General features: G+C 41.9%; 22 protein-coding genes. 4 read left to right on the top strand and 18 right to left on the bottom strand.

The features are described 5' to 3' along the window. Positions 1–67: 67 nt before the first annotated feature. The 12 genes from ACINWC141_RS10805 to paaA are packed head-to-tail and all read right to left on the bottom strand — an operon-like array spanning position 68 to position 10,975. Entirely contained in the window at positions 68–673 is a 606-nt protein-coding gene (locus ACINWC141_RS10805) for a DapH/DapD/GlmU-related protein (protein ID WP_009391095.1), read from the bottom strand. Next, complete coding sequence (gene paaX, locus ACINWC141_RS10800) at positions 660–1,625, bottom strand: phenylacetic acid degradation operon negative regulatory protein PaaX (protein ID WP_000062822.1); 966 nt, start codon at positions 1,623–1,625, stop codon at positions 660–662. The genes ACINWC141_RS10805 and paaX overlap by 14 nt, the downstream gene beginning before the upstream one ends. 53 nt (positions 1,626–1,678) lie before the next feature. Continuing rightward, positions 1,679–2,968 carry a phenylacetate--CoA ligase PaaK gene (gene paaK, locus ACINWC141_RS10795; protein WP_009391047.1) on the bottom strand — a complete coding sequence of 430 codons (1,290 nt, stop codon included), beginning with the start codon at positions 2,966–2,968 and terminating at the stop codon, positions 1,679–1,681. Positions 2,969–3,008: 40 nt separating this feature from the next. Beyond that, on the bottom strand, positions 3,009–4,217 hold the full coding sequence (gene pcaF, locus ACINWC141_RS10790; RefSeq protein ID WP_009390994.1) for a 3-oxoadipyl-CoA thiolase: 1,209 nt from the start codon (positions 4,215–4,217) through the stop codon (positions 3,009–3,011). Between the two features lie 12 nt (positions 4,218–4,229). Beyond that, the gene (locus ACINWC141_RS10785; protein WP_009390946.1) at positions 4,230–5,768 is read right to left on the bottom strand and encodes a 3-hydroxyacyl-CoA dehydrogenase; all 1,539 of its coding nucleotides are present in this window, start codon (positions 5,766–5,768) and stop codon (positions 4,230–4,232) included. 2 nt (positions 5,769–5,770) lie between these two features. Beyond that, positions 5,771–6,562 carry a 2-(1,2-epoxy-1,2-dihydrophenyl)acetyl-CoA isomerase PaaG gene (gene paaG, locus ACINWC141_RS10780; protein ID WP_009391146.1) on the bottom strand — a complete coding sequence of 264 codons (792 nt, stop codon included), beginning with the start codon at positions 6,560–6,562 and terminating at the stop codon, positions 5,771–5,773. Next, positions 6,562–7,335, bottom strand: a complete 774-nt coding sequence (locus tag ACINWC141_RS10775) for an enoyl-CoA hydratase-related protein (RefSeq protein ID WP_009391105.1) — start codon at positions 7,333–7,335, stop codon at positions 6,562–6,564. The genes paaG and ACINWC141_RS10775 overlap by 1 nt, the downstream gene beginning before the upstream one ends. 8 nt (positions 7,336–7,343) lie before the next feature. Continuing rightward, on the bottom strand, positions 7,344–8,405 hold the full coding sequence (gene paaE, locus ACINWC141_RS10770) for a 1,2-phenylacetyl-CoA epoxidase subunit PaaE (protein WP_009391111.1): 1,062 nt from the start codon (positions 8,403–8,405) through the stop codon (positions 7,344–7,346). Between the two features lie 23 nt (positions 8,406–8,428). Next, positions 8,429–8,929 carry a 1,2-phenylacetyl-CoA epoxidase subunit PaaD gene (gene paaD, locus ACINWC141_RS10765; RefSeq protein WP_009391055.1) on the bottom strand — a complete coding sequence of 167 codons (501 nt, stop codon included), beginning with the start codon at positions 8,927–8,929 and terminating at the stop codon, positions 8,429–8,431. Between the two features lie 16 nt (positions 8,930–8,945). Next, positions 8,946–9,701 carry a 1,2-phenylacetyl-CoA epoxidase subunit PaaC gene (gene paaC / locus ACINWC141_RS10760; RefSeq protein WP_009391154.1) on the bottom strand — a complete coding sequence of 252 codons (756 nt, stop codon included), beginning with the start codon at positions 9,699–9,701 and terminating at the stop codon, positions 8,946–8,948. 12 nt (positions 9,702–9,713) lie between these two features. Further along, complete coding sequence (paaB, locus tag ACINWC141_RS10755) at positions 9,714–10,004, bottom strand: 1,2-phenylacetyl-CoA epoxidase subunit PaaB (RefSeq protein WP_000389648.1); 291 nt, start codon at positions 10,002–10,004, stop codon at positions 9,714–9,716. Positions 10,005–10,036: 32 nt separating this feature from the next. Continuing rightward, the gene (gene paaA, locus ACINWC141_RS10750; protein ID WP_009390996.1) at positions 10,037–10,975 is read right to left on the bottom strand and encodes a 1,2-phenylacetyl-CoA epoxidase subunit PaaA; all 939 of its coding nucleotides are present in this window, start codon (positions 10,973–10,975) and stop codon (positions 10,037–10,039) included. A gap of 265 nt (positions 10,976–11,240) precedes the next feature. Here paaA and paaZ point away from each other — a divergent pair, with 265 nt between their 5' ends. After that, positions 11,241–13,343, top strand: coding sequence for a phenylacetic acid degradation bifunctional protein PaaZ (gene paaZ, locus ACINWC141_RS10745; protein ID WP_009391035.1), 2,103 nt, complete (start codon positions 11,241–11,243; stop codon positions 13,341–13,343). Positions 13,344–13,386: 43 nt separating this feature from the next. Here paaZ and ACINWC141_RS10740 read toward each other — a convergent pair whose 3' ends face one another. Then, positions 13,387–14,766, bottom strand: a complete 1,380-nt coding sequence (locus ACINWC141_RS10740; RefSeq protein ID WP_009391127.1) for an L-serine ammonia-lyase — start codon at positions 14,764–14,766, stop codon at positions 13,387–13,389. Between the two features lie 449 nt (positions 14,767–15,215). Here ACINWC141_RS10740 and ACINWC141_RS10735 point away from each other — a divergent pair, with 449 nt between their 5' ends. The 3 genes from ACINWC141_RS10735 to abaF all read left to right on the top strand — a co-directional run bounded on the left by ACINWC141_RS10735 (position 15,216) and on the right by abaF (position 19,971). Continuing rightward, positions 15,216–16,787, top strand: coding sequence for an APC family permease (locus ACINWC141_RS10735; RefSeq protein ID WP_009391104.1), 1,572 nt, complete (start codon positions 15,216–15,218; stop codon positions 16,785–16,787). Between the two features lie 151 nt (positions 16,788–16,938). After that, positions 16,939–18,519 carry an aldehyde dehydrogenase (NADP(+)) gene (locus ACINWC141_RS10730; protein WP_009391115.1) on the top strand — a complete coding sequence of 527 codons (1,581 nt, stop codon included), beginning with the start codon at positions 16,939–16,941 and terminating at the stop codon, positions 18,517–18,519. A 162-nt stretch (positions 18,520–18,681) separates the two neighbouring features. Continuing rightward, positions 18,682–19,971, top strand: coding sequence for a fosfomycin efflux MFS transporter AbaF (gene abaF / locus ACINWC141_RS10725; RefSeq protein ID WP_009390992.1), 1,290 nt, complete (start codon positions 18,682–18,684; stop codon positions 19,969–19,971). A gap of 66 nt (positions 19,972–20,037) precedes the next feature. On the opposite strand, the gene ACINWC141_RS10720 is transcribed toward abaF, so the two are convergent. From ACINWC141_RS10720 to ACINWC141_RS10700, 5 genes are read right to left on the bottom strand one after another with little or no spacing between them, the layout of a single operon-like run. Next, positions 20,038–20,790: an AraC family transcriptional regulator gene (locus ACINWC141_RS10720; RefSeq protein WP_009391034.1), complete on the bottom strand. Its 753-nt coding sequence runs from the start codon at positions 20,788–20,790 to the stop codon at positions 20,038–20,040. 44 nt (positions 20,791–20,834) lie between these two features. After that, on the bottom strand, positions 20,835–22,097 hold the full coding sequence (locus tag ACINWC141_RS10715; protein ID WP_009390981.1) for an NAD(P)/FAD-dependent oxidoreductase: 1,263 nt from the start codon (positions 22,095–22,097) through the stop codon (positions 20,835–20,837). Continuing rightward, complete coding sequence (locus tag ACINWC141_RS10710) at positions 22,097–22,327, bottom strand: (2Fe-2S)-binding protein (RefSeq protein WP_009390976.1); 231 nt, start codon at positions 22,325–22,327, stop codon at positions 22,097–22,099. The genes ACINWC141_RS10715 and ACINWC141_RS10710 overlap by 1 nt, the downstream gene beginning before the upstream one ends. Then, complete coding sequence (locus tag ACINWC141_RS10705; RefSeq protein WP_009391038.1) at positions 22,328–23,431, bottom strand: NAD(P)/FAD-dependent oxidoreductase; 1,104 nt, start codon at positions 23,429–23,431, stop codon at positions 22,328–22,330. Beyond that, a complete protein-coding gene (locus ACINWC141_RS10700; RefSeq protein WP_009391071.1) occupies positions 23,428–24,360 on the bottom strand; it encodes a 4-hydroxyproline epimerase in 933 nt (310 codons plus the stop codon). The genes ACINWC141_RS10705 and ACINWC141_RS10700 overlap by 4 nt, the downstream gene beginning before the upstream one ends. Positions 24,361–24,484 lie beyond the last annotated feature (124 nt).

Below are 24,484 nucleotides of genomic sequence, written 5' to 3'. Positions count from 1 at the left end.
CTACTCGTGCGAGTATTCCCTAAATGTTATAAACCGATGTGTATTGGAATCGACTGATTAAAAGCCGTTAAACACTATCTTGTTTAATCTGATAGTTTGAAGAACTAAAGTCCTTATAGGTCAGGCGGTCATCCACCTCTGCGCTTAAAGGCTGAACTTCTTGCATTGAATTTAAGCATCGCTGTGCAAGCTCAATGTATTCTTGCGTGCCTCTGGTTTTCCACTTTTTTTCTTGTTCTGATAAATCACGTGCAACCTTGGCAGGACTGCCCATTGCCAGTACATTTGCCGGAATAATATCTTTGGTTTTGACCAAACTATTTGCGCCAATAATGGTGTTTTCACCAATTTCGGCATAGTCCAAAATTACGCTGTTCATGCCGACCAAAACATTTTTACCAATTCGGCAACCATGCAAAGTTGTGCCATGCCCTATGTGGCCCATTTCTTCAACTAAAGTCACGCTTTGCGGAAAACCATGTACGGTGCAACTATCTTGTATATTGGCATCTTGCTTAATATGAATACGACCAAAATCGGCACGTAATGAGGCAAATGGCCCTACATATACGCCTGCTTCAATAATTACATCACCAATTAAAACAGCAGTTGGGTGTACAAAAGCCTCTGGGCTAACCACTGGAATAACACCGTCAATACTATAACAAGGCATGATTTAACCTCTCATTTGTCGCAACCAAACCTCCGAAACGGCGCCAATAATGTGCTGTGGCATTTGGCATGGGTCCTTCTGCTGTTGCGGCAACAGACAAGAAGTATTCATCCGCAGGTTCAAATACTTTTTTATAAATATTCATTGATAACGTTCGTGCACTAATCGCAGGCCAGTCAGTTGGCAACAATTCAAGCGGTAATGCAGGATCTTTCAATAAAATCCGTCGATAATAATGAATCAACAAAGTTCGAATTTGAAAGGCCTGAACGGGTTCGAGTTGTTCGTTTTCCTGCATTAGCAACACGCCAATTTCTCTAAAAATATCGAGAAACTGTAAATATCTTTGGCGTAATTCATCGATTGGCCAGTTGGTTCTAAGCATACGCCCAATGGTATCGACCGAATTATTAAAGAGCTGCAAGGTTTCGGCTTTAAACACCACCACTTGCTCACTCATATTTAAGTCAACCAACAAGCGTTGCAGTTCAATACGGTTACAGCCCGGATAAGCCATTAAGTTTGTCGAAATATTGGCAAATCCTAACCATTCGAGTTCTTTCTTTAGCAACGCTTTATTTTCAGTGTCGAGGCTAGACATCAGAATAAGATCCCAATAATGGTCCCACTCTTTCATCTGGTCGTTATAAATACGTTGCTCGGCCTGCAAATAAGTCGAACGGCTCGAATCGGTAATTCGATAAAAACTGGTTCTGCCGATTTTGTCTGAACACAACCAATCATTTTTAACTAAACGAAAAACAGAGGTTCTTACAGCACGGTCATTAAAACCAAACAGCTCTAATAACTGAATCAGGCTCGCAAGACTAATGTTTCCACCCCGATGAAGTACTGAATCTCCAAAAATTGTCGAAATAAGCGAAGTTCCACTTAAGGTTTCATTCTTTACAACAGAATCAATTATTTGCTGTATTTTTGCACTCATACTCATGTCTTGGCGTTTAGTTTCAGGGTATAGATTCTATACCCTGAATGATCTTGATGTTAAGCAATCTGACGCATATCGATTACCCGCTTTGCCTTACCTTCCGAACGAGGTAAGATCGCTTCTGTCACAACTTCTACAGTAACGCTAATCCCAATCATGGTTTTAATGCGTTTCATCAACTCCTGAGCAAGTTGATTGGCCTGTATAGTACAGTTATGACACATCTCTGTACGAATATGCAAAGTATCCATATGTCCTTTTTTAGTCACCAAAATTTCATAATTTGGAACTAAATGCGGAACTTGCAAAATTTGCTCTTCAATTTGAGTCGGGAAAACGTTCACGCCGCGAATAATCAGCATGTCGTCACTACGGCCCACAATTTTATCCATCTTACGCATCGCCAGATTTTCACCCGGTAGTAAGCGGGTCAAATCACGAGTACGGTAACGAATAATCGGTAAACCTTCTTTGGTAATAGTCGTAAAGACTAGCTCGCCAAGTTCGCCATCTTTACAAACTTCACCTGTTTCTGGGTTAATAATTTCAGGATAGAAATGATCTTCCCAAATGGTTAGCCCTTCGCCCTCACCTAGACATTGCATCGCAACACCCGGCCCCATCACTTCAGACAATCCATAAATATCAAGTGCTTTAATATTGAGGCGTTCTTCAATTTCACGGCGCAGTTCGTTGGTCCACGGCTCGGCACCAAAAATACCCACTTTTAAAGAGGTATTACGTGCCGTACCAAACTGTTGCTCGAGCTTTTCAATAATACTCACGCAATACGATGGCGTAACCATAATTGCAGTCGGTTTAAAGTCTTGAATGAGCTGAACTTGCTTTTCAGTTTGCCCGCCAGACATTGGAATAACCGTTGCACCTAAGCGCTCGGCACCATAATGTGCGCCTAGACCACCTGTAAAGAGTCCGTAGCCATAAGCCACCTGAATCATATCTTTAGCGGTTAAACCTGCCATACGTAAGCAACGCGCAACAATGTCCGACCAAGTATTAATATCTTTTTGGGTATAACCCACCACCGTCGGTTTACCCGTTGTGCCTGATGATGCATGTAAACGCACAATTTGCTCTTGCGGTACGGCAAACATCCCAAACGGATAGTTGTCTCTTAAATCCTGCTTGGTGGTAAATGGAAACTTCGCCAGATCGTCTAAAGTGACGAAGTCATCAGGATGTACACCCGCTTCATCGAACTTTTTCTTATAGACCGGACTATTTTCATATACAAAAGTCAGGGTTTGTTTTAACCGTTTAGTTTGCAGTTCTCTAAGCTCTGCAAGTGTTAATTGTTCAACATTATCCGTTGTAAGGCTGTCCATCGCCTCTCTCCTCATTATGTAATTTTAAAAACCGTCTAAATTAATTTAAATTTTCCAAAATCAGTGCGACGCCTTGTCCCACACCCACACACATCGTACAAAGTGCATAGCGTCCACCTCGTTTTTTTAGCTCACGTGTTGCGGTAATGACTAAGCGTGTACCACTCATACCGAGCGGATGACCTAACGCAATTGCACCGCCATTTGGGTTCACGCGTTCATCGTCATCTTTTAAACCAAGTTCACGCATACAAGCTAAAGATTGGGCTGCGAATGCTTCATTTAGTTCAATCACATCCATCTGATCTAGCGTTAAACCTGTTTGCTTTAAAATTTTCTGCACAGCCGGAACAGGACCTATACCCATATATTTGGGTTCAACCCCTGCACTTGCAATGCCAATCACACGCGCTAAAGGTTTTAAACCATGTGTATCTGCAAATTCACGGTTGGTAATTAACACACACGCGGCACCATCATTTACACCAGAGGCATTTCCGGCAGTCACCGAGCCACCTTCTTTTTTAAACGGCGCTTTTAACTTTGCGAGTGCTTCAAGTGTCGTTTCACGCGGATGTTCGTCTCGAGTAACCACATTCACGTTTTTCTTACGGTCTGTAATCTCGACAGGCAAAATCTCGTCGTTAAAGAAACCGCTTTGTTGTGCCGCAGCCGTTTTTTGTTGGCTACGCAATGCAAACGCATCTTGGTCTTCACGACTAATCTGATATTTTTCAGCTACATTTTCGGCAGTTTCCGGCATGCTATCGGTGCCGTATTGCGCTTTAAGTTGCTTATTTACAAAGCGCCAGCCAATAGTGGTGTCGTAAATTTCAGGTGTACGACTAAACGCTTCGGTCGGTTTAGCCTGTACAAATGGCGCACGGCTCATTGACTCAACACCACCTGCCAACACAAACTGCGCTTCACCTGCTTTAATTGAGCGTGCTGCAAGTCCTACTGCATCTAAACCAGAGGCACACAAACGATTGACCGTCATAGCGGGTACTGTGTCAGGTAAGCCTGCCAAGAGTGTTGCCATACGTGCAACGTTACGGTTGTCTTCACCTGCTTGGTTGGCACATCCTAAAAACACTTCGTCTACCGTATTCCACGGCAAGTTCGGGTGTTTATCTTTTAAATATTTGATGGGCAATGCAGCTAAATCATCTGCACGCACAGCACTTAGGGCACCTGCATATCGTCCAATTGGGGTACGAATAAAATCGCAAATTAAAACGTCTTCCATGTTGACTCCTGATTATGCAAATTCGGTCATATCACGTGAATATTGAGTAGCAATATTTTGGGTTTTTGCTACATATTGTTTGAGGTAGATACTCGCGCGATATTTTTCCTCTCCATACAGTGCATATAAGTTATTTAAGGTTTGGAGCACATAAGCACCGCCCATTTGTGTCAACCACTGGTAAGGACCCTTAGGATAATTCACTCCATATTTCATGGCATTATCAATATCTTCCAGACTCGCAACACCATGTAAACTTGCTTCGCAGGCTTCATTAATGAGTAAAGCGATGGTGCGTAAGGTTAACAGTGCTGGATGGTCTTTAATCCACATCACGCTGATACCAAACTGTGCAAAGTAAGCCTCAACTTTAGCCAGATCACTTGCTTCACACAGTTCGTTATGACTGAGTACTAAAGCTTGCGCGTGCTCAAAATCATGGTGCCAATCCATTAAAACCACTTTACGACTTAAGTAATTAATATTGGCTGACTCACCTTGGCTTAAACGCAAGTCTATATCGTCAATTTGAAGGATATTGTCGTCACTCGCAGATCCACTTTTTAAACCTAAACGTGTTAAAAAAGCAGGTAGCTGAGACCAAGCCCCTTTGAGCTGAATATGGGCATCAACTGGTTTGACAACCACAGCTTGAGGCTGAAATGTCTCGTACTGATTTTTTTCGTTATAGCGATAAAAACCTTGTTTTGACTTACGGCCCCAAGCACCCGCATCAACTAATTCTTTTTGAATCAGGCTTGGACGGTAGCGTGGCTCGTAAAAGAACTCTTGATAAACGCTTTGGGTCACCGAAAAGTTAACATCTTGCCCAATAAGGTCGGTAAGTTCACACGGCCCCATCGCAAAACCGCCACATTGCTTTAAGGCATAGTCTAGTTGGTCGTAGCTGGTGACTTGTTCTTGCAGTGCTCTAAAGCCTTCTGCATAAAACGGCCGTGCAATTCGGTTAACAATAAACCCGGGAGTCGACTTGGTGAGTACTGGAGTTTTTTTCCAGCCAAGCATCAAGTTTTTTAAAGCCAAACATAAGCTGTTTGGGGTTTTTAAGCCTTGTACAATTTCAACCAGTTTCATGACTGGCGCAGGGTTAAAAAAGTGTAAACCCACTACGCGCTCTGGGTGAGCAATACCCGCCGAAATTGCAGTCACTGAAATTGAAGAGGTATTGCTGGCAAAAATGGTTTGCGCACTGCAAATTTCAGCGAGTTGCTTAAATAAAGACTGTTTAACTTCTTTTTTCTCAACGACTGCTTCAATGACTAAGTCAGCATCACGCAGTGCTTCAATTTGATTCACCACCGTTAAACGCGCCAAGGCTTCATCAGCTTGCTGTTGAGTAAGCTTGCTCTTTTCGACCAGCTTTTTAAACGTCTGCCCTAAACCTTGAACGGCTTGTTGCGCTTTTTGAGCGTCCAGATCATATAAAACGGTCGAGTGCCCATTGACGATGGCTAACTGAGCAATGCCGATGCCCATGGTGCCAGAACCAATGACGGCAATTCGGGCACGAGATAAGTCTAAATCTGTCATGCTTAGCGCCCTTTAAAATTTGGTTCACGTTTATTCATAAAGGCTTGCACACCTTCACGATAATCTTCGGAACGACCCGCAATACGTTGTAAATCACGCTCTAACACTACTTGCTCATCAAAGGTGTTGTTGCTTGATTGATGAATGGCTTTTTTAATAAGAGATAAACCAAAAGTAGGCTGTTTTGCTAAGCGCTCTGCCAGTTCAGTCACCTTTGTCTTAAGCTCAGCGTCTTCAACGACATCCCAAATCATGCCCCATTCTTTTGCGGTTTCTGCCGGTAGCTTGTCACCTAACAACGTCAAACCCATCGCACGCGCATGGCCTACAGCACGTGGTAAAAACCATGTACCCGCAGAGTCTGGAACCAAACCTAAGCGACAAAATGCTTGTACAAAGTTTGCCGATTTCGCCGCAATCACCAAATCACAAGCCAGAGCAATATTTGCCCCTGCACCTGCTGCCACACCATTTACGGCGCAAATGACTGGCTTTGGCATATTTACAATCGTTTTAATGAGCGGGTTATAGTAAGTTTCAATGGAATATCCTAAATCTGGAGCTTCAGCATTTGGGTCAACTACACGGTCCCCTAAATCTTGCCCTGCACAAAAGCCACGGCCTTCGCCACTAATTACGACGCAGCGAACATCCGGATTTTTAGTCCACTGGTTTAACACCTCTGCCACTTCACGGTGCATATCAACGTTAAAGCTATTCAGTGCTTTTGGGCGGTTAAATGTCAGGTAGCCAACACCATTTTTTTCTTCAGCAATAATATTTTGATAGTCCATCACTCACCTCTAAACACTGGCTTTCTTTTCTCAAAGAAAGCATTAATCCCTTCGTTTCGATCTTTTGTAGCCGCCAGCCAGACAAAGTTTTGACGTTCAAACTTAAGTCCCTGACTTAAAGTCGTTTCATGAATACTTTTAATTGATTGTTTAATCACGCGAATCGCTAAAGGCGCTTGTTTGGCAATTTTGGCTGCAAGTTGAACCGCATATTCAACGGTTAATTCGGTCGGAACCACTTGACTGCAAATGCCATGTTGCTCCGCCTGTTTTGCCAAAATCATTTCACCTGTCATGGCCCAGCGCATGGTGAGTTGTTGTCCAACCAAGCGCGCTAAACGCTGTGTTCCGCCTGCACCCGGCAACATACCCAAAGTAATTTCAGGTAAAGCGAATCGGGCATTTTCACCACAAATCACCATATCTGAATGCAAAACCAGCTCAAAGCCAGCGCCTAAGGCATAGCCATTGACTGCACTAATCAGTGGCTTACTAAATGCATCAATTTTTTGCCAAAGCTTCGGGCGAATATCGAGTTGCAAAGACACGGCGTCCATTGCAGCCAATTCGCTAAGATCTGCTCCAGCAGCAAAACATTGTGAGTTACCTGTTAAAACCACTGCTTTGACTTGAGCATTGTGCTCAGCTTCTTCGAGCAACTCGCATAAATACTGCAATGTTGCATTGTTTAAAGCATTTCTTTTTTCCGGGCGGTTTAGTGTTAATAACAAAACACCGTCAGTTGCTGTGCTGGCTTTGATCAACTCTTGCATGACAGCCTCTACTCATCAAAACTCAAACGAACATTTGGGCCTTTTGGTAAGGTTTGACAGCTCAGCACATAGCCCTTTTCAACTTCATCTTTTTCAAGACTATAGTTAAGGAACATATCGACTTCACCAGAAACAACTTTACAACGACAAGTCGCACACACCCCACCTTTGCAGGCATACGGTAAGTCCGCACCCGCACGTAAAGCCGCATCAAGAATACTTTCATCGTCTTGAGCTACAGAAACAATCAGCTCACGACCATCTAAAATAATGTTTACTTTTTCTTCTTTGCGGTTTGCATCCGCTTCAGCGCTACGTTTACGAGCCTGCCCTGTATGGAAACGTTCGGTGTGGATTTTTTCTTTTGCAATACCATAGTTTGGCAAAGTGCTTTCTACGGCATTCATCATTTCGTCTGGACCACAGGCAAACACATGGTCAAAACTCGTTTCAAGCACATCAAAATCAAAAAGCTGCTTTAGCTTTTCTTCATCAATACGACCGTTCATCAGCTCACTATCGTTGAACTCACGAGAAAAAATATTGATGAGCTGAAAGCGTTCTTTAAACTGATCTTTCAAATCCATAATTTGCTCGGCAAACATGGTTTGTTTCCATGAGCGATTGCCATAGAGCAACGTAAATTTAGCTTCAGGTTGTTCAAACAACACTTGCTTAACAATCGATAAAATTGGAGTAATACCACTGCCCGCAGCAACGCCTAAAAAGTTTTGTCCGCCCACCTTGGCTGCTTTTTGAAAAAACACACCTTGTGGTGGCATGACTTCAAGCACATCGCCTACTTTTAAATGGTCATTGGCCCAGTTTGAAAATTGACCCTGATCAATTTTTTTAACCGCAATACTGATGTCTTCTTTACCCGCATAGCTACAAATTGAGTAACAACGGCGAATTTCACCAGCTTCAGTTAAATGGCGAATGGTTAAGTGTTGACCCGGTTGAAATTGAAATTGTTCTTGTTGTTCAGGTACAACATCAAATGCAATACAAATGGCCTGATCGGTTTGAGGCGTAATACTTTTTACTTTTAATGGTACAAATTGGCTCATGGCTGATTTCCTTATCTAAAGACTTAAATACATTTGAAGTAATCAAAAGGCTCAAGACAGTCCTGACATTTATAAAGTGCTTTACAGGCGGTAGAACTAAACTCTGTTAACAGTCGGGTGTGTCGGCTTTTGCAACGTGGACACTCAACACCATCTTTTAAGTGAACATGGGTGCCACACTGATGCGCTAACCCTTCTGGTGGTGCAATGCCATAGACTTGCAGTTTCTTTTTACCCGCTTCAGACATCCAGTCTGTAGTCCATGCTTCTGATAAATCGACCATCACTTTGACCGGTGTCAAAGCTTCTGCGGTAAATGCCTCAACAATTTGTGCTTTGAGCATATCTGTTGCTGGGCAACCGCTATAGGTTGGAGTTAGACGAACAATAATTTCTTGTTGATCATTAATCTCTACACCGCGAATCATGCCCAAATCAACAACCGATAAAACCGGAATTTCAGGGTCACTTACCGTTTGTAGAACATCCCAACATTGGTCGATGCAATGACGAATCATTTGCATGGCTCACCTCCTTGTCTTACCATGTCATGCCCGGATAAGTTCTTTGAATACTTTGCATTTCAGCCAACAAATAACCCAGATGCTCGGTATGCAATCCTTGTTTCGCACCACGGCGATAAGCACCGTTCACAGCAACATTTAATTCAAAACGCTTAAGCTCAGCTGCAATGGTTTGGTTCCATTGTTCTTTTTCATTTGAAAAATCTGGAATCACGCCTTGTGCGACCAATGCTTGTTCATCTGCATTGAGTTCAAATAACTCAGCGGTAAAGCGCCATAAATTATTTAAACCGTCTTGTACACGTTGATGCGCTTCATCTGTGCTTAAACTTAAACGTTCCATCCAGCTTGTCGAAAAACGGATGTGATACTTCACTTCTTTTAAAGATTTCACGGCAAGCGCGCTTAATTCAGGAAGTGAGCTTTGCGTTAAAGCAGTAAATAAATGAAGATGGTAATGGTCCATCAACCACTGGCGTACAATCGTTTGTGCAAAATCGCCATTGGGTTGTTCACATAACAATAGGTTTAAAAATTCACGTTCAGTACGGAAATATGCAAGCTGGTCTTCATCACGCTTAGCTTCATCATGTTGACCTGCCAACGTCAGGAAGTTTCTTGCCTGACCTAACAAGTCCAAACCGATATTTGCTAAAGCAATATCAATTTCAAGCTCAGGTGCATGTCCGCACCATTCAGCCAAACGCTGAGATAAAACCAGTTGACTGTCGCCAATATGTAATAAGAATTTAGATAAAACTGACTGATTCATGTGTCATCTCCCTTACATGTGCTCAATGCCGTCTGGGATATGGTAAAAAGTCGGATGACGATAAACCTTGTCTAGAGAAGGATCGAAAAATTCAGCTTTTTCATCTGGCTGTGATGACTTAATCAGTTCAGAACGAACCACCCAAATGCTAATTCCTTCATTACGGCGCGTGTAAACATCACGAGCATGTTGCAGTGCAATTTCATCATCAGGCGCTCTTAAGCTGCCTACATGACGGTGGCTTAAGCCTTGTTTACTACGTACAAATACTTCGTAGAGCGACCAGTTGTTTTTATCTTCCATTTTGATTTCCTCAAATTTTTCCATAAATCTTGTTAAGCCACTTTGTTCGCTTCAAGCTGCTGTTTCTTGGCATAGACCACTGCTGCATCACGAACCCATTTGCCGTTTTCCCATGCTTTACGGCGTGCTTCGATACGCTCGTGATTACATGGTCCACGTCCGGCAATCACTTCATTAAATTCGTGCCAGTCGATCTCGCCAAACTCATAGTGGCCTGTTTCTTCATTCAGTTTTAAATCTGGGTCTGGTACTTCTAAACCAAGCTGCAAAATCTGCGGCACAGTGTTATCAACAAACTTTTGACGTAATTCATCGTTACTAAAGCGTTTGATTTTCCATGCCATGCTTTGCGCGCTGTTTGGAGAATGCTCATCACTTGGACCAAACATCATGAGGGCTGGCCACCAATAGCGATTGACCGCATCTTGTGCCATCTGTTTTTGTTCTGGTGTACCGTTTGCCAAAGCCATCATGGCTTCAAAACCTTGGCGTTGGTGGAAACTTTCTTCTTTACAAATACGTACCATTGCACGTGCATATGGTCCGTAAGAGGTACGGCAAAGCGCAACTTGGTTCACAATGGCTGCACCATCGACAAGCCAACCAATCGCAGCGACATCTGCCCAAGTCAAAGTTGGATAGTTAAAAATTGATGAGTATTTCATTTTCCCATCAATTAATTTTTCCATCATGTCATCACGGTCAGCGCCTAAAGTTTCTGCCGCACTGTACAAATACAAACCATGACCTGCCTCGTCTTGTACTTTTGCCAACAAAACCGCTTTACGTTTTAAAGTTGGTGCACGAGTAATCCAGTTCCCTTCAGGCAACATACCTACAATTTCAGAATGGCCATGTTGCCCGATTTGACGAATCAATGTTTTGCGATAGGCATCAGGCATTTGATCCTTAGCCTCGATCGTAATTTCATTGGCAATATTTTGTTCAAATTTCTGATAGTTGTTTTCCATTCTTTCATTCCCTGTAGGTATCACCCTTGAATCTATTTTTCGATACACCAAAAACAAAGTCAACTACTTTTTTAGTATCAAATTAAATTCACTTCACAAAAACAACTTAACCATTTGAAATAAATAAATATTAACCAATTGTAAAAAACTTTTTTACTTTTAAAAATCAAAATAAAGTTGACTTTTAGACAAATTAATCTGAAATTATGAATCATATTTTCGCAATTTTTATAATTGATGTATCACATAAAAAAGGAGTTTGGTCATGCTTGAACAAGCACACCTAGAAGGAACCTCAACTGACACAGATTTTCAGCAGTCTGAGCATCAACTGCCTCACCTTGCTTCTTATGTTTATGGAACATGGCATTCGACGAGTGAAGAACTACGTCCTGTTTATCATGCCATTACAGGTGAATCGATTTATGCCGTAAGCAGTCATGGCATTGATATGAAACGTGTTGTTCAATATGCCAAACAAAATGGTTCAGAGTTGGCAAACTGGACATTCCACCAACGTGCTAATGCGTTAAAACAAATTGCCCAATATTTACTTGAGCGTAAAGAAGAGTTCTACAAACTTGCTTATGCAACAGGTGCAACTCGTAAAGATGCATGGATTGATATTGAAGGTGGGATCCAGACATTATTTGCTTATTCAAGTCTGGTTCGTCGTGAACTCAATGATGAAAAAATTATTACCGAAGATAGTTGGATTCAGTTATCTAAAAATGGCACTTTCGGCGCTAAACACATTTTAAGTCCTAAAGCTGGTGTTGCCGTTCATATCAATGCATTTAACTTCCCAATTTGGGGAATGCTTGAAAAGATTGCACCAACGTTACTTGCAGGTGTGCCATGTATTGTTAAACCTGCAACCGATGGTGCCCAATTAACACAAGCAGTTGTAAAAGCGATTGAAGAAGCGCATGTATTACCAAAAGGTTCGCTACAACTGATTTGCGGTCAGACTTATGACTTGTTCGACCACTTAGGCCCACAAGACTGCGTTACGTTTACGGGTTCTGCCTACACAGGTCAAAAACTGCGTAACCACCCTCACCTCAATAAATATTCGATTCCATTTAGCATGGAAGCCGACTCGGTAAACAGCGCAATTTTAAGCCCTGAAGCAAACGAAGAAACTGTCGATTTATTTGTGCGTGAAGTCTTCCGTGAAATGACGACTAAAGCAGGCCAAAAATGTACTGCGATTCGTCGTGCTTTCGTTCCTGAAAATTTATTAGCGACAGTGCAAGAGAAGCTAACTGGCAAACTTGCTAAAGTTGTGGTGGGTGACCCGCAAAAAGAAGAAACCACCATGGGTGCTTTAGCTAGCATTAAACAAAAACATGACGTTGCAGAAAAAGTTGCCGAACTCAGTAAAGACGCAAAAATTGTTTTTGGTGGCAACGATAGCTTTACATTTAATGCAGACCATCCTGAAAAAGGTGCTTTTTTCGCTCCAACTTTATTGCTCTGCGAGCAACCTTTACAAGCGACACATGTACATACCACAGAAGCTTTCGGCCCTGTATGTACTCTCATGCCATATCAAAACATTGAAGAACTAGCTAATCTTGTTTCACGTGGTGAAGGTAGCTTAGTGGCTTCAGTCGTTAAAAATAACGATGAGAATATTGAACAGATTATTCAAAAAATTGCGCCTTGGCATGGTCGTGTGCATGTACTCGATGCAGAGTCAGCAAAAGAAAGTACAGGCCATGGTTCTCCACTTCCTCATTTAGTACACGGTGGCCCTGGTCGTGCAGGTGGCGGTGAAGAGTTAGGTGGTATTCGCGCAGTTAAACACTACATGCAACGCACCGCAATTCAAGGTTCTCCAAATAGCTTGACGCAAATTACCCATTCATGGACTGCTGGTTCGAAAGTCAACGAAGACCGCGTACATCCATTTAAAAAGTCTTTTGATGAGCTAGTAATTGGTGAACGTTTATTAACAGCACGTCGTACCGTAAGCGAAGCAGATATTGTCAATTTTGCGGGTTTAAGCGGCGATTACTTCTATGCACATACCGACAAAATTGCAGCTGCCGAGTCTTTCTTTGGTGAGCGCGTTGCACACGGCTACTTTATTGTGTCTGCCGCAGCTGGTCTATTTGTAGATGCCGCGCAAGGTCCTGTGATTGCCAATTATGGTATGGACAACTTACGTTTTGTTGAACCAGTTAAAATTGGTGATTCAATTCAGGTTGAATTGACCTGTAAACAGAAAACGCCTAAACCACAAAAAGACCCATCTCAGCCAGCTCATGGGGTTGTGGTATGGGATATTAAAGTCAAAAACCAACGCGGTGAACTTGTCGCAACTTACGACATTTTAACTTTAGTTGCTCGCGAGGCTTAATGTTTAAAATGAGATGGGGCACCTCGTCCCCATCTCATTTTTTTTAGCACTCAATTGCATTCACAGCGAGGCCGCCTTTTGAAGTCTCTTTATATTTCTCAGACATATCTCTGCCTGTTTCTTTCATGGTCTGAATCACTTTATCTAGCGTTACAAAGTGTTCATCGTCATCATGAAGAGCCATTTGTGCCGCATTAATGGCTTTTACGGCTGCAATCGCATTTCGTTCAATGCAAGGCACCTGAACCAAACCACCAATTGGGTCACACGTTAAACCCAAGTTATGTTCAAGACCGATTTCAGCTGCATGTTCCACCTGCTCAGGTGAGGCACCTAAAATTTCGGCTAAACCAGCAGATGCCATTGCACATGCCGAACCAACTTCGCCCTGACACCCTACTTCTGCACCAGAAATAGACGCATTGAGTTTACATAAAATGCCGACGGCTGCCGCACTGAGAAAAAAGCGAACCACTTTATCTTCGGAAAAGTCTTTAGAAAAAGTCACGTAATAATATAAAACTGCCGGAATAATTCCTGCGGCCCCATTTGTTGGCGCAGTCACCACTCGGCCACCCGCAGCATTTTCTTCATTTACCGCTAAGGCAAATAAATTGACCCATTCCATCGCATGGAAAGTTGTCACAATCAGATTTGAGTTTTTCTTATTTAATAACTTATCGTGAATTTTTTTGGCTCGGCGTTTTACATTTAATCCACCGGGTAATATTCCTTCATTGATTAGCCCGTTGTGAATGCAGTGCTGCATCACTTTCCAGATTTCCATAATCTTGGAGCGAATTTCAGTCTCACTACGCCAGCTTTTCTCGTTTTCAAGCATTAACTCACTTATTGATAAATGATGAGTTTTACATAAGCTTAAAAGTTCAGCCGCACTGTGAAATGGATATGGAACCTTAACGTCGTTGGTTTCAGACTGGGTGTGTGTTAATTGTGTTTGACTCACAATAAAACCGCCGCCAACCGAATAGTAAGTTTCTGTATATAGAGTTTCTTCGGCTTCGTTATACGCAATCAGCTCCATTGCGTTTGGGTGATAAGGTAAAGACTCATTTAAAAAAAGCACATCACGCTTATAGTCAAAAGCAATACTCTTTTGCTGATTAAGCTGGATGGCTTTATTTTCAAGAACATCTTCAATCAAGTTTGTACTTACTTGAGTATCAATATGTTCAGGGTCAAAGCCCATTAAGCCTAATAGAACTGCTTTATCTGTGGCATGACCGACACCCGTTGCTGCAAGTGAACCGTATAACTTCACCTGAACTCTAACCGTATTTTGTAGATCATTTTGTTTCAATAAATCATCTACAAAACTGTATGCCGCTCGCATTGGTCCAACCGTATGGGAGCTAGATGGACCAATACCAATTTTAAAAAGATCAAATACACTAATAAACACGTGGTCCTACCTTCAATCATTATTATTCGTATGTTCGTCGTTATTGTGTCCTTTCGGATAGCTTTAAAATTATCATTAAGCTGCCCATAAAGCACTGAAAATAAATGTATCATTGCCTAAAAACAACACAATCAATATCTAATTTACTATTTTCTAAAAAATGGAATTTTCTATTAATTTAAATGGTAAATTAATCAACAAATTTTTAAGATTTTTTTATTTGAAACCAAAAAAATAGCGAAGATTTCCCTTTTTTTATAAAAAATATTAGGTTTTCAAGCTCTTCACTTGAAATTCATATTATTTAAATATCATCAAAAACAAAAGTTTAACTAAAAATTAAAACATCCTTTGCCAATAAATAGAATAAAAATTCCCCTATTTACCAACAACCATATATCGTATACGATATATGAAAGAACAATAGTTCTGTCGTTAAGGAAAACGTAATGACAAGTCAGTTTAAAAAGCAGTTATCTCTAATGGATCTTACATTCATTGGCTTAGGCGCCATTTTTGGTTCAGGATGGTTATTTTCAGCAAGTCATGTGGCCTCTCAAGCCGGCCCTGCGGGTATATTGTCATGGATTATTGGGGGCTTTGCCGTTTTAATTCTGGGAATTATTTATTGTGAGCTAGGTGCAGCCTTACCACGAGCAGGCGGTATTATCCGTTATCCCGTATTTTCACATGGTCCTCTACAAGGATATTTACTAGGTTCTGTAACCGTCATTGCCTTTTCAAGTTTAATTGCAATTGAAGTCGTTGCTGCCCGTGAATATGCAGCGGCATGGTTCCCCTCTCTTACAGCAGTGCATGATGGCGCTCGCTCTCCAACTACCATTGGATGGTTGTTTCAGTTTGCTCTTTTATGCGTATTTTTTGCATTGAATTATTACAGTGTAAAAACCTTTGCAATTGCCAACAATCTGATCAGTGCATTGAAATTTGCTGTTCCAATTTTAGTGATGGTCGCCCTTCTATACCATTTTAAACCTGCAAACTTTTCAATGACCGAGTTTGCCCCAATGGGTGCTCACGGCGTACAAGGTGCCGTATCCGCTGGTGGTATTATTTTTGCGTACTTAGGTTTAACGCCGATTATTTCGGTGGCGAGTGAAGTAAAACGTCCTCAGTTTACGATTCCTTTTGCACTCATCTTATCTGTCGTTTTAGCAACGATTATTTATGTAGTGCTTCAAGTTGCTTTCTTGGGTGCAGTACCTACCGATATGTTAGCAAATGGTTGGTCAGGACTTAGTGACAAATTCCCATTGCCTTACCGCGACATTGCCATGTTATTAGGTTTGGGATGGTTAGCTCTGTTAGTAGTTTCAGACGCCATTATTTCTCCGTCTGGCTGCGGCAACATCTATATGGCTGCAACTCCACGTGTCATTTATGCATGGTCGAATAGTAATACGTTCTTCCGTATTTTTACTCGTGTAGATCCAAAATCAGGTATTCCACGTTATGCGTTATGGTTAACGTTTGCACTTTCTGTATTTTGGACCATGCCGTTTCCATCATGGGACAAATTAATTTCTGTAGTTTCAGCAGCGTTAGTTTTAAGTTATGCCCTAGCTCCTGTCACAGTGGGTGCCTTACGCCGTAATGCTCCTGAGCTTGAACGTCCATTCTATGTAAAAGGCTTTACCATTCTTGGCCCACTCGCTTTTGTCATTGCTTCTTTTATTGTCTATTGGTCTGGCTGGAATGTCATTTCATGGTTATTAGGCGCACAAATTGTGTTGTTTGCACTCTATGTCATTTTTAAACGCTATGTGCCAACCCAAGAAGTCAGCCTAGCTCAACAATTGAAGTCATCAGCGTGGCTCCTTGTTTACTACATTTTAATGATTCTTGCCTCTTACCTTGGCAGCTTCGGTGACGGTGCAACACACCTATTAGCAGCACCATTTGACACCCTATTAGTGATGGTGATTTCTCTTGGTTGTTACTACTGGGGTATCCGCTCAGGTTTACCAAAAGCACTGATTAAAAATGATGATGAAGCTTAGTGATCACTTACTTAAATATATAAGTTGAGGTTTTCTTTCGATTAATAACGTATACAAAATACTATATTTTTCAAAAGTGAAACCTAAGCTTTGATAATTCTCCAACGTCAGAAGAACCACTTTTGACGTTCACTCTCAAGTGAGGTTGATAATGTTAAATATTACTGGTCAAAATTTTATTGCAGGTCAACGTTCAAGTTCAGGCAATAAATTTGTCTTAAGCTACGATGCTGCAACAGATGAAGCATTACCCTATCAGTTTGCTCAAGCAACTCCTGAAGAAATTGATCAGGCAGCTCAAGCAGCTGCATTGGCTTATCCAGCTTTTAGACAGACTACGCCAGAACAGCGCGCTGTTTTTCTAGAAACGATTGCCAGTGAAATTGATGCGCTTGATGACCAGTTTATTGCCACAGTCTGTCAAGAAACTGCTTTACCGGAAGCGCGTATTCGTGGTGAACGTGGGCGGACTACAGGTCAATTACGTCTGTTTGCTCAAGTATTACGCCGTGGTGACTATTTAGGTGCCCGTATTGATTTGGCTTTACCTGAGCGTCAACCACTTCCACGTCCAGATTTACGTCAATATAAAATCGGCGTTGGGCCAGTTGCCGTATTTGGTGCGAGTAACTTCCCTCTTGCCTTTTCTACTGCTGGTGGCGATACCGCTTCAGCACTTGCTGCTGGATGTCCAGTTATTGTGAAGGCGCATAGCGGTCACATGGCAACAGCCGAATCAATTGCAAACGCTATTTGTAGCGCGATTGAGAAATGTGCTATGCCAAAAGGCATCTTTAGCATGATTTATGGTCAAGGTGTCGGTGAGCCACTGGTAAAACATCCAGCAATTAAAGCCGTTGGATTTACAGGTTCACTCAAAGGTGGCCGTACTCTCTGCGATTTAGCTGCTGCACGCCCTGAACCTATTCCTGTTTTTGCCGAAATGTCGAGCATTAACCCAATGATTTTATTACCCGAAGCTCTAAAAGTGCGTGGTGATAAAATCGCAAATGAACTCAGTGGTTCAGTCGTTTTAGGTTGCGGTCAGTTCTGTACCAATCCAGGTTTAATTATTGGAATTAAATCAGCTGAATTTAGCCAATTCCTTGACCAGTTCAAGGCTGCAATGGCTCAGCAACCACCACAAACCATGCTTAATAAAGGCACTTTAAGAAGCTATGAACACGGTCTTAAAGCATTACTCGCACATGACAAAATTGAGCATTTAGCGGGTCAACCGCAGCAAGGCCAGCAAGCCTATCCTCAGCTATTTAAAGCCGATGTATCTCTTTTACTCGAGCATGATGAATTACTTCAAGAAGAAGTATTCGGCCCTACTACGATTGTGATTGAAGTTGAATCGGCTGAGCAACTTGCTCTAGCGTTAAATGGACTTCGTGGTCAGCTTACTGCATCTTTAATTGCCGAACCGCAAGATTTCGACGACTTCGCAACCCTTATTCCATTACTCGAAGAAAAAGCAGGGCGTTTACTTCTAAATGGTTATCCAACAGGTGTTGAAGTCTGCGATGCCATGGTACACGGTGGACCTTACCCTGCAACTTCAGATGCACGCGGCACATCGGTAGGAACCTTAGCAATTGACCGTTATTTGCGACCAGTATGCTATCAAAACTATCCAGATCACTTACTGCCACTCGCCCTTCAAAATGCCAATCCGCTTGGTATTGCACGTTTAGTAAATGGTGAAATGAGTAAAGCTGCTCTTTAATATTTTTAAAGGAGTTTATCCAAGTGATGAACTCCTTTTTTACTTAGATCAAAACCTCACAACGTAACCGCACATTATTCAAATAAAAAAGTGCAAAAAATGAATAGCAAGATGCTCAAACAAATCATTGCGTAACATATTTTTAAATAAGGATATTGGTATATGACGACAACATTAAAAAAGGTAGTCGCAGCCTCTATGGTCGGCTCCGTAGCTGAATGGTATGAATTTTTCCTATATGGAACTGCTTCTGCCCTTGTCTTTGGCGAACTTTTCTTTCAACAAACGGGCAATGCTATAGATGGTATTTTGGCAGCCTTTGCCCTCTATGCCGTTGGTTTTTTAGCAAGACCTATTGGTGGCCTCGTATTTGGCCATTACGGCGATAAAATTGGTCGTAAGAAATTATTGCAAATTAGTCTGATTATTGTCGGTATAACTACTTTTTTAATGGGCTGTATTCCGACCTTCTATCAAATTGGCTATTGGGCGCCTACACTTTTGGTCATTCTACGTTTAATTCAGGGTTTTGCTTTCGGTGGTGAATGGGGCGGCGCAGTTATTTTGGTTTCAGAGCATAGTCCAGATGATCGCAGAGGTTATTGGGCGAGCTGGCCACAAACTGGTGTACCGCTCGGGAATTTAGTAGCCACACTGGTTTTATTATTACTTTCAAAAAACCTTTCGCCCGAACAATTCCTAGATTGGGGATGGCGCTGTGCATTTTGGTTTTCGGCAGTCGTGGTACTAATTGGTTTATGGATTCGAAAAAATGTAGACGATGCCGAAGTATTTAAAGAAGCACAGGCCAAACAGCAGCTTCTTGAAAAGCAACAACTCGGGATTATTGAAGTTTTAAAATATCATAAGAAATCTGTTATTGCGGGTATCGGTGCAAGATTTGCAGAAAACATTTTGTACTATATGGTGGTTACTTTTTCGATCAGTTATTTAAAGTTAGTCGTCCATAAAGATACTTCGCAGATCTTGCTGCTCATGTTCGGCGCTCACCTCATCCATTTCTTTATAATTCCTATTATGGGGCATTTAAGCGATATATTTGGCCGTAAACCGATTTACCTTATAGGAGCTGTACTGACTGCATTTTGGGGTTTTGTCGGCTTTCCCTTAATGGATACAGGCAATAATTGGCTCATCATGTTAGCGATTGTGCTTGGTTTATTTATTGAGTCGATGACCTACTCACCCTACTCAGCCTTAATGACTGAGTTATTTCCGACTCACATTCGCTATACGGCGCTTTCATTTTGTTATCAAGTCGCACCAATTATGGCAGGCTCCCTTGCTCCACTAATTGCCTTAACATTACTCAAAGAATTTAATAGCTCAGTTCCAATTTCTTTATATTTAGTTGCTGCAAGCCTGATTTCTATTGTTTCAATTTTGCTGGTGAAAGAAACCAAAGGTCGATCACTTGCTTTTAAAGATTAAGCTTTAATATATAAATTATCTGCTTAACAATGATTTTGGGTTGTTCTATACAACCCCATTTTTTATCTAAATATTTTTAATAGAGGCGCGATATAAGGTAGGCGACATTCCTGTATGCAACTTAAACTGACGACAAAAAGCACTATGATCGGTATAACCACAGCGCAAACCAATTTGAGTAATCGGTAAGTCTGTTGCCAATAATTCAGTAGCGACTTGAAGACGAATTTTGCTAATCATTTGCCGAGGCGTTAAATGGTATATTTTTTTGCAATAACGCTCTAACTGAGCCACCGACACACCAGCAATTGCGGTCAAATGCGCCAATGTAATGGTTTCGGCATAATTTTTTTTAATATATTCCTCAACCTGAACCATCTTATAAAAAGCAGGATGTGTATTTTCAGGCACATTTAAATCATTAGAAATACCCGCTATTCCTACTAAATTTCCATCCGCATCAAATAATGGTTCTTTATAAGTCAAACACCAACCTGACTGGTTCTTTGCATATAAATGCAGCTCTAATTGCTCTGTTAATTTTTTACCACGGCGAATGACTTGTAAATCTTGCGATGTATATATTTTTCCAAGCGAGTGAGGAAAAACTTCTTCTGAAGTTTTCCCAATCAAAGCAGATTTATCTTTTAGACCGCAGCGGTTTACAAGCGTTTGATTGACAAACACATAGCGCGCTTCGATGTTTTTGATGAAAAACACCACCGAAGATAAAGCATCAAATAATGGTTCTATACTTTCCAGATTTTTTAAAAAATCTTCCAAAGTTGTGGTTAGTTTCGGAATTTGAACCAAAGTCATGAGCTAGAGCGGACAAAGTAATAACTTGTCTACTCTAGAACATTTCATTTTTGATTTAAAGGAGAAGTAGACATCGCCATGAGGCTTTTTACACGGGTAGGAAGTAATGGCGGTCGAGAGTTAGGCAACTGCCAATCAAACAGGCAAGCCGCTGCTGTTGCACAAGTACTTCCCTGACATGCTCCCATTCCACAGCGTGTATGTAATTTTGCATCAATCCAGCTACTACGTTCGGCAACTTTGTCAAAAGTTACATCTTCACATCGACAAAAAATAGTGTCTGGACGTGCAAGCATTTTTAACTCAGCACGTAATTTGAAGCTTTTCTCAAGGAGATGTGCAAATAATCGATACCGCTGTCTTTGAGCAAATAATTGACTGGCTTTTTCATTTTGTCCTATAGCCGCATAACCTGCGATGCTACCTTCGACCATTGCCAACTCACTTCCGCCAAAGCCTGTACATTCACCTGCTGCCCACACTTGCGGTTGTGATGTACGTTGATAGTCATCGACCGTAATTGCATTGTCCTTAATTTGACAACCCATTAATTGACCTAATTGAGTATTCGGCACTAAACCAAACCCGCAAGCGAGTCGATCACACTCAATTTCAACAATTCCTTTCGGCGTTTGTAGTCTTACGCGTTCAAGACGCTCCTGCCCAATCGCTTCAATCACATAACTGTCAGGTTGATATAAACGATAAGGTAAAGACAACGCCTGTATTATTTTCACAGGCCAGCGCCAAAGTTGCAGTGCAAATTTACGAACGGAAGATGAAGCCGCCTGTTCGGCAACATAGAGAACTTGAGCCTCTGCTTTTTTTGCTGTGTCCGCACTTGCTAAAAGTAAGGGTCCGGAACCTGCAATCACAACACGTTCATTTTTGACTGGTGTACCTGCTTTAATTAAGGCTTGTAAACCACCTGCCCCCGTTACGCCTGGTAAGGTCCAACCGGGAAAAGGCAAAAATAGCTCTCTTGCTCCCGTACACACTATAAGCTGGCGATAAGACAAGTTTAGGCTGTCGTGAGGTCGCTCAACGAGTAATTGGCCTACAAAAGGTGCAGCGATAATCTTGGCACCAAACATAAATTCAATATTAGGATAAGCCTTGATTTGTTGATATTTTTGCTGCGCCATTTCAGGTACAGGAAAAATCGGGCCAGCCCGCCAGATTTGACCGCCCGCCTGTGGGTTATTATCTAATATTAAAATTCGACCGCCACTCTCGGCGGCTGCAATAGCAGCTGACAACCCCGCAGGACCTGCTCCTACAACAACCACATCGTATTGTTTTTCCATTATTGTGTTTCCACCTTCATGTCTTGCTGGCACAGCGTCTGACAAGCAAGTACTCTGAGTCCATTAATATTGACACGACATTCCTGACAAACTCCCATTCCACAAAATGGAGTGCGTTTTTCACCACCAACCGACAAACGGCTGTAAGACTTCGCTTGTGCTAAAGCGGCAGCAACACTCGTACCTTCAATCACAGAAACAGATTGTCCGTTAATAAAAAGCTGAATCATCTATGCAGCTCCTATAAAACGATGAGGTAAAAAAGGCTCTGGGTCTATATCAAAAGTTAACCCACACACGTGTGAGGCAATAAGCTTTGCTGTACCTGTCGCTGTGGTGACACCTAATCCCTCATGACCTACCGCTAAATAAATCGATTGAAATGCAGGATGCCGCCCAATTACCGGAATACCATCTGGAGTAGCTGCGCGAAAGCCAGTCCATGCTCGAATCACATTAAGATCAGCCAAAGCTGGAAAATAATCGGTAGCCTCTTTGAGTACCCGAGTAAACACTTCTGGCTCTACAGTCGGATCAACTGTATTAAACTGACGAGATGACCCAATAAAAAGTTGGCCCGTCGGTCTAGGCTGAATATTACAAGCCACCGAAATTCCACTTGTCGCTTGAGTACTGGCCGCATACGCCAAAGCCACTAACGTATGTTTTACATTTAATTCAGGGTAACGGTCCGTAATAGCCAAATGACCTTTTTTAGGTTCAATCGGTAGCTCTGGAAAAAAATCTGTCGCATGAATGCCGTTAGCCAAAATAATATGCGCTGCTTCTAGCCATGTTCCATCACTTAACTGAACCCGATTTTCTTCAATATGAATAACTTTGGCTTGTTGAACCCGAACCTTTTGGGGGAATTGATTTAACAACCATTCAGCAGCACAGGGCGCATATAAAATGCCATCATCAAAAACTTCTAAACCACCATAAAGACCCTGCTTTAAGTGAGGTTCAAGTTGACGGATTTCCTCTGCATTCCGAAGTTGGCAGCGAACACCTTGCGCAGTGAGACGTTGATATTTTTCCTCTGCAATCTGCATTTCTTCAGGACTACTCGCCAGCCATAAAGTTGGCGTTTGGCGATAGGCACATTCTTCCGAAAGCCCGCGCCCTAATTCGTGCCACAACTGAACTGACCAATGACTAAGTTTTAATTCGGCTTCCAAGTCATCCATAATGACCAAATGTCCCATGCCCGCGGCTGTTGCACCACCGATACGAGCATCTAAAACTTGCACATTTAACCCTTGCCGAGCTAACTCATAAGCACAGGCCGCACCCACAATGCCTGCCCCAATGACAATGGCATCGGTTTTCATAGCTGAATACCCCAAGCAAATGGGTCATTTTCATCCATAAATAAAGTTGCTTCGGCACTCATGTAAGCTTCACCACGAATGGTTGGAATCACATATTCCCCTGCTTGTTCATATGAGGCAATAAACTGGCTACCGATAATGCTGGCTTGTTTCCATAACTTTCCTGGTTCAAGTTTGCCATCTGCTGCCAAGCAAGCAATTTTCGCGCTGGTTCCGGTTCCACATGGTGAACGGTCATAGGCTTTTCCTGGACATAGTACGAAATTTTTACTATCTGCTTCGGTGTCACTGGCAAATAACTCGATATGGTCAATTTCTTGCCCATCTTTACCGGTTATTCCTTGTGCTGTAAGGGCTTGTCTAACCGTCCATGCATAGTCAGTCAGTTGATCCAAATTATCACTTGCGACACGCTGACCATGATCATTAATCAAGAAAAACCAGTTACCGCCCCATGCAATATCACCAGTAACCTTTCCATATTTTTCGACATCAACTTCAACCGCTTTTTTATAACGATATGCAGGTACATTTCGTACACTAATTGAATGATCTTCATGTAGTGTCGCTTCAACATCACCTACTGGAGTTTCAATTAAATGTGTACCTACTTGTATTTGTCCCAAGTGTGCTAACGAAGCCACCAAACCAATCGTGCCATGACCACACATGCCTAGGTAGCCCGTGTTATTAAAGAAAATAACACCCGCGCTCGCTTTAGGATTTACTGGCTTACACAATAATGCGCCAACCAAAACGTCATTACCGCGTGGCTCTAACATGGTTGCTCTACGGAAATGGTCATATTGTTCTGATAATATTTTTCGGCGGCTTTCCATATCTCCTGTGCCTAAATCAGGGAAGCCTTCGAGTACCAATCGGGTTGGTTCACCACCAGTATGAGAATCCAAAATTTTTACTGTTTTCATAGAAGTATCCTTACATTTTTTTCTAGGATGACTGATCTCAAAACAGCAAGCTTGATCGTTTTCTTATAAAACGATGACGAAATCAGCATAGTGAAAACATGCTTCTTCAAAAATAAAGACAAAA

It is taken from the genome of Acinetobacter sp. WC-141, from assembly GCF_000313935.1.
Lineage (GTDB): Bacteria > Pseudomonadota > Gammaproteobacteria > Pseudomonadales > Moraxellaceae > Acinetobacter.
The sequence above is the reverse complement of the archived record's forward strand: the minus strand, read 5'-3'. Positions and strand labels throughout refer to the sequence as shown.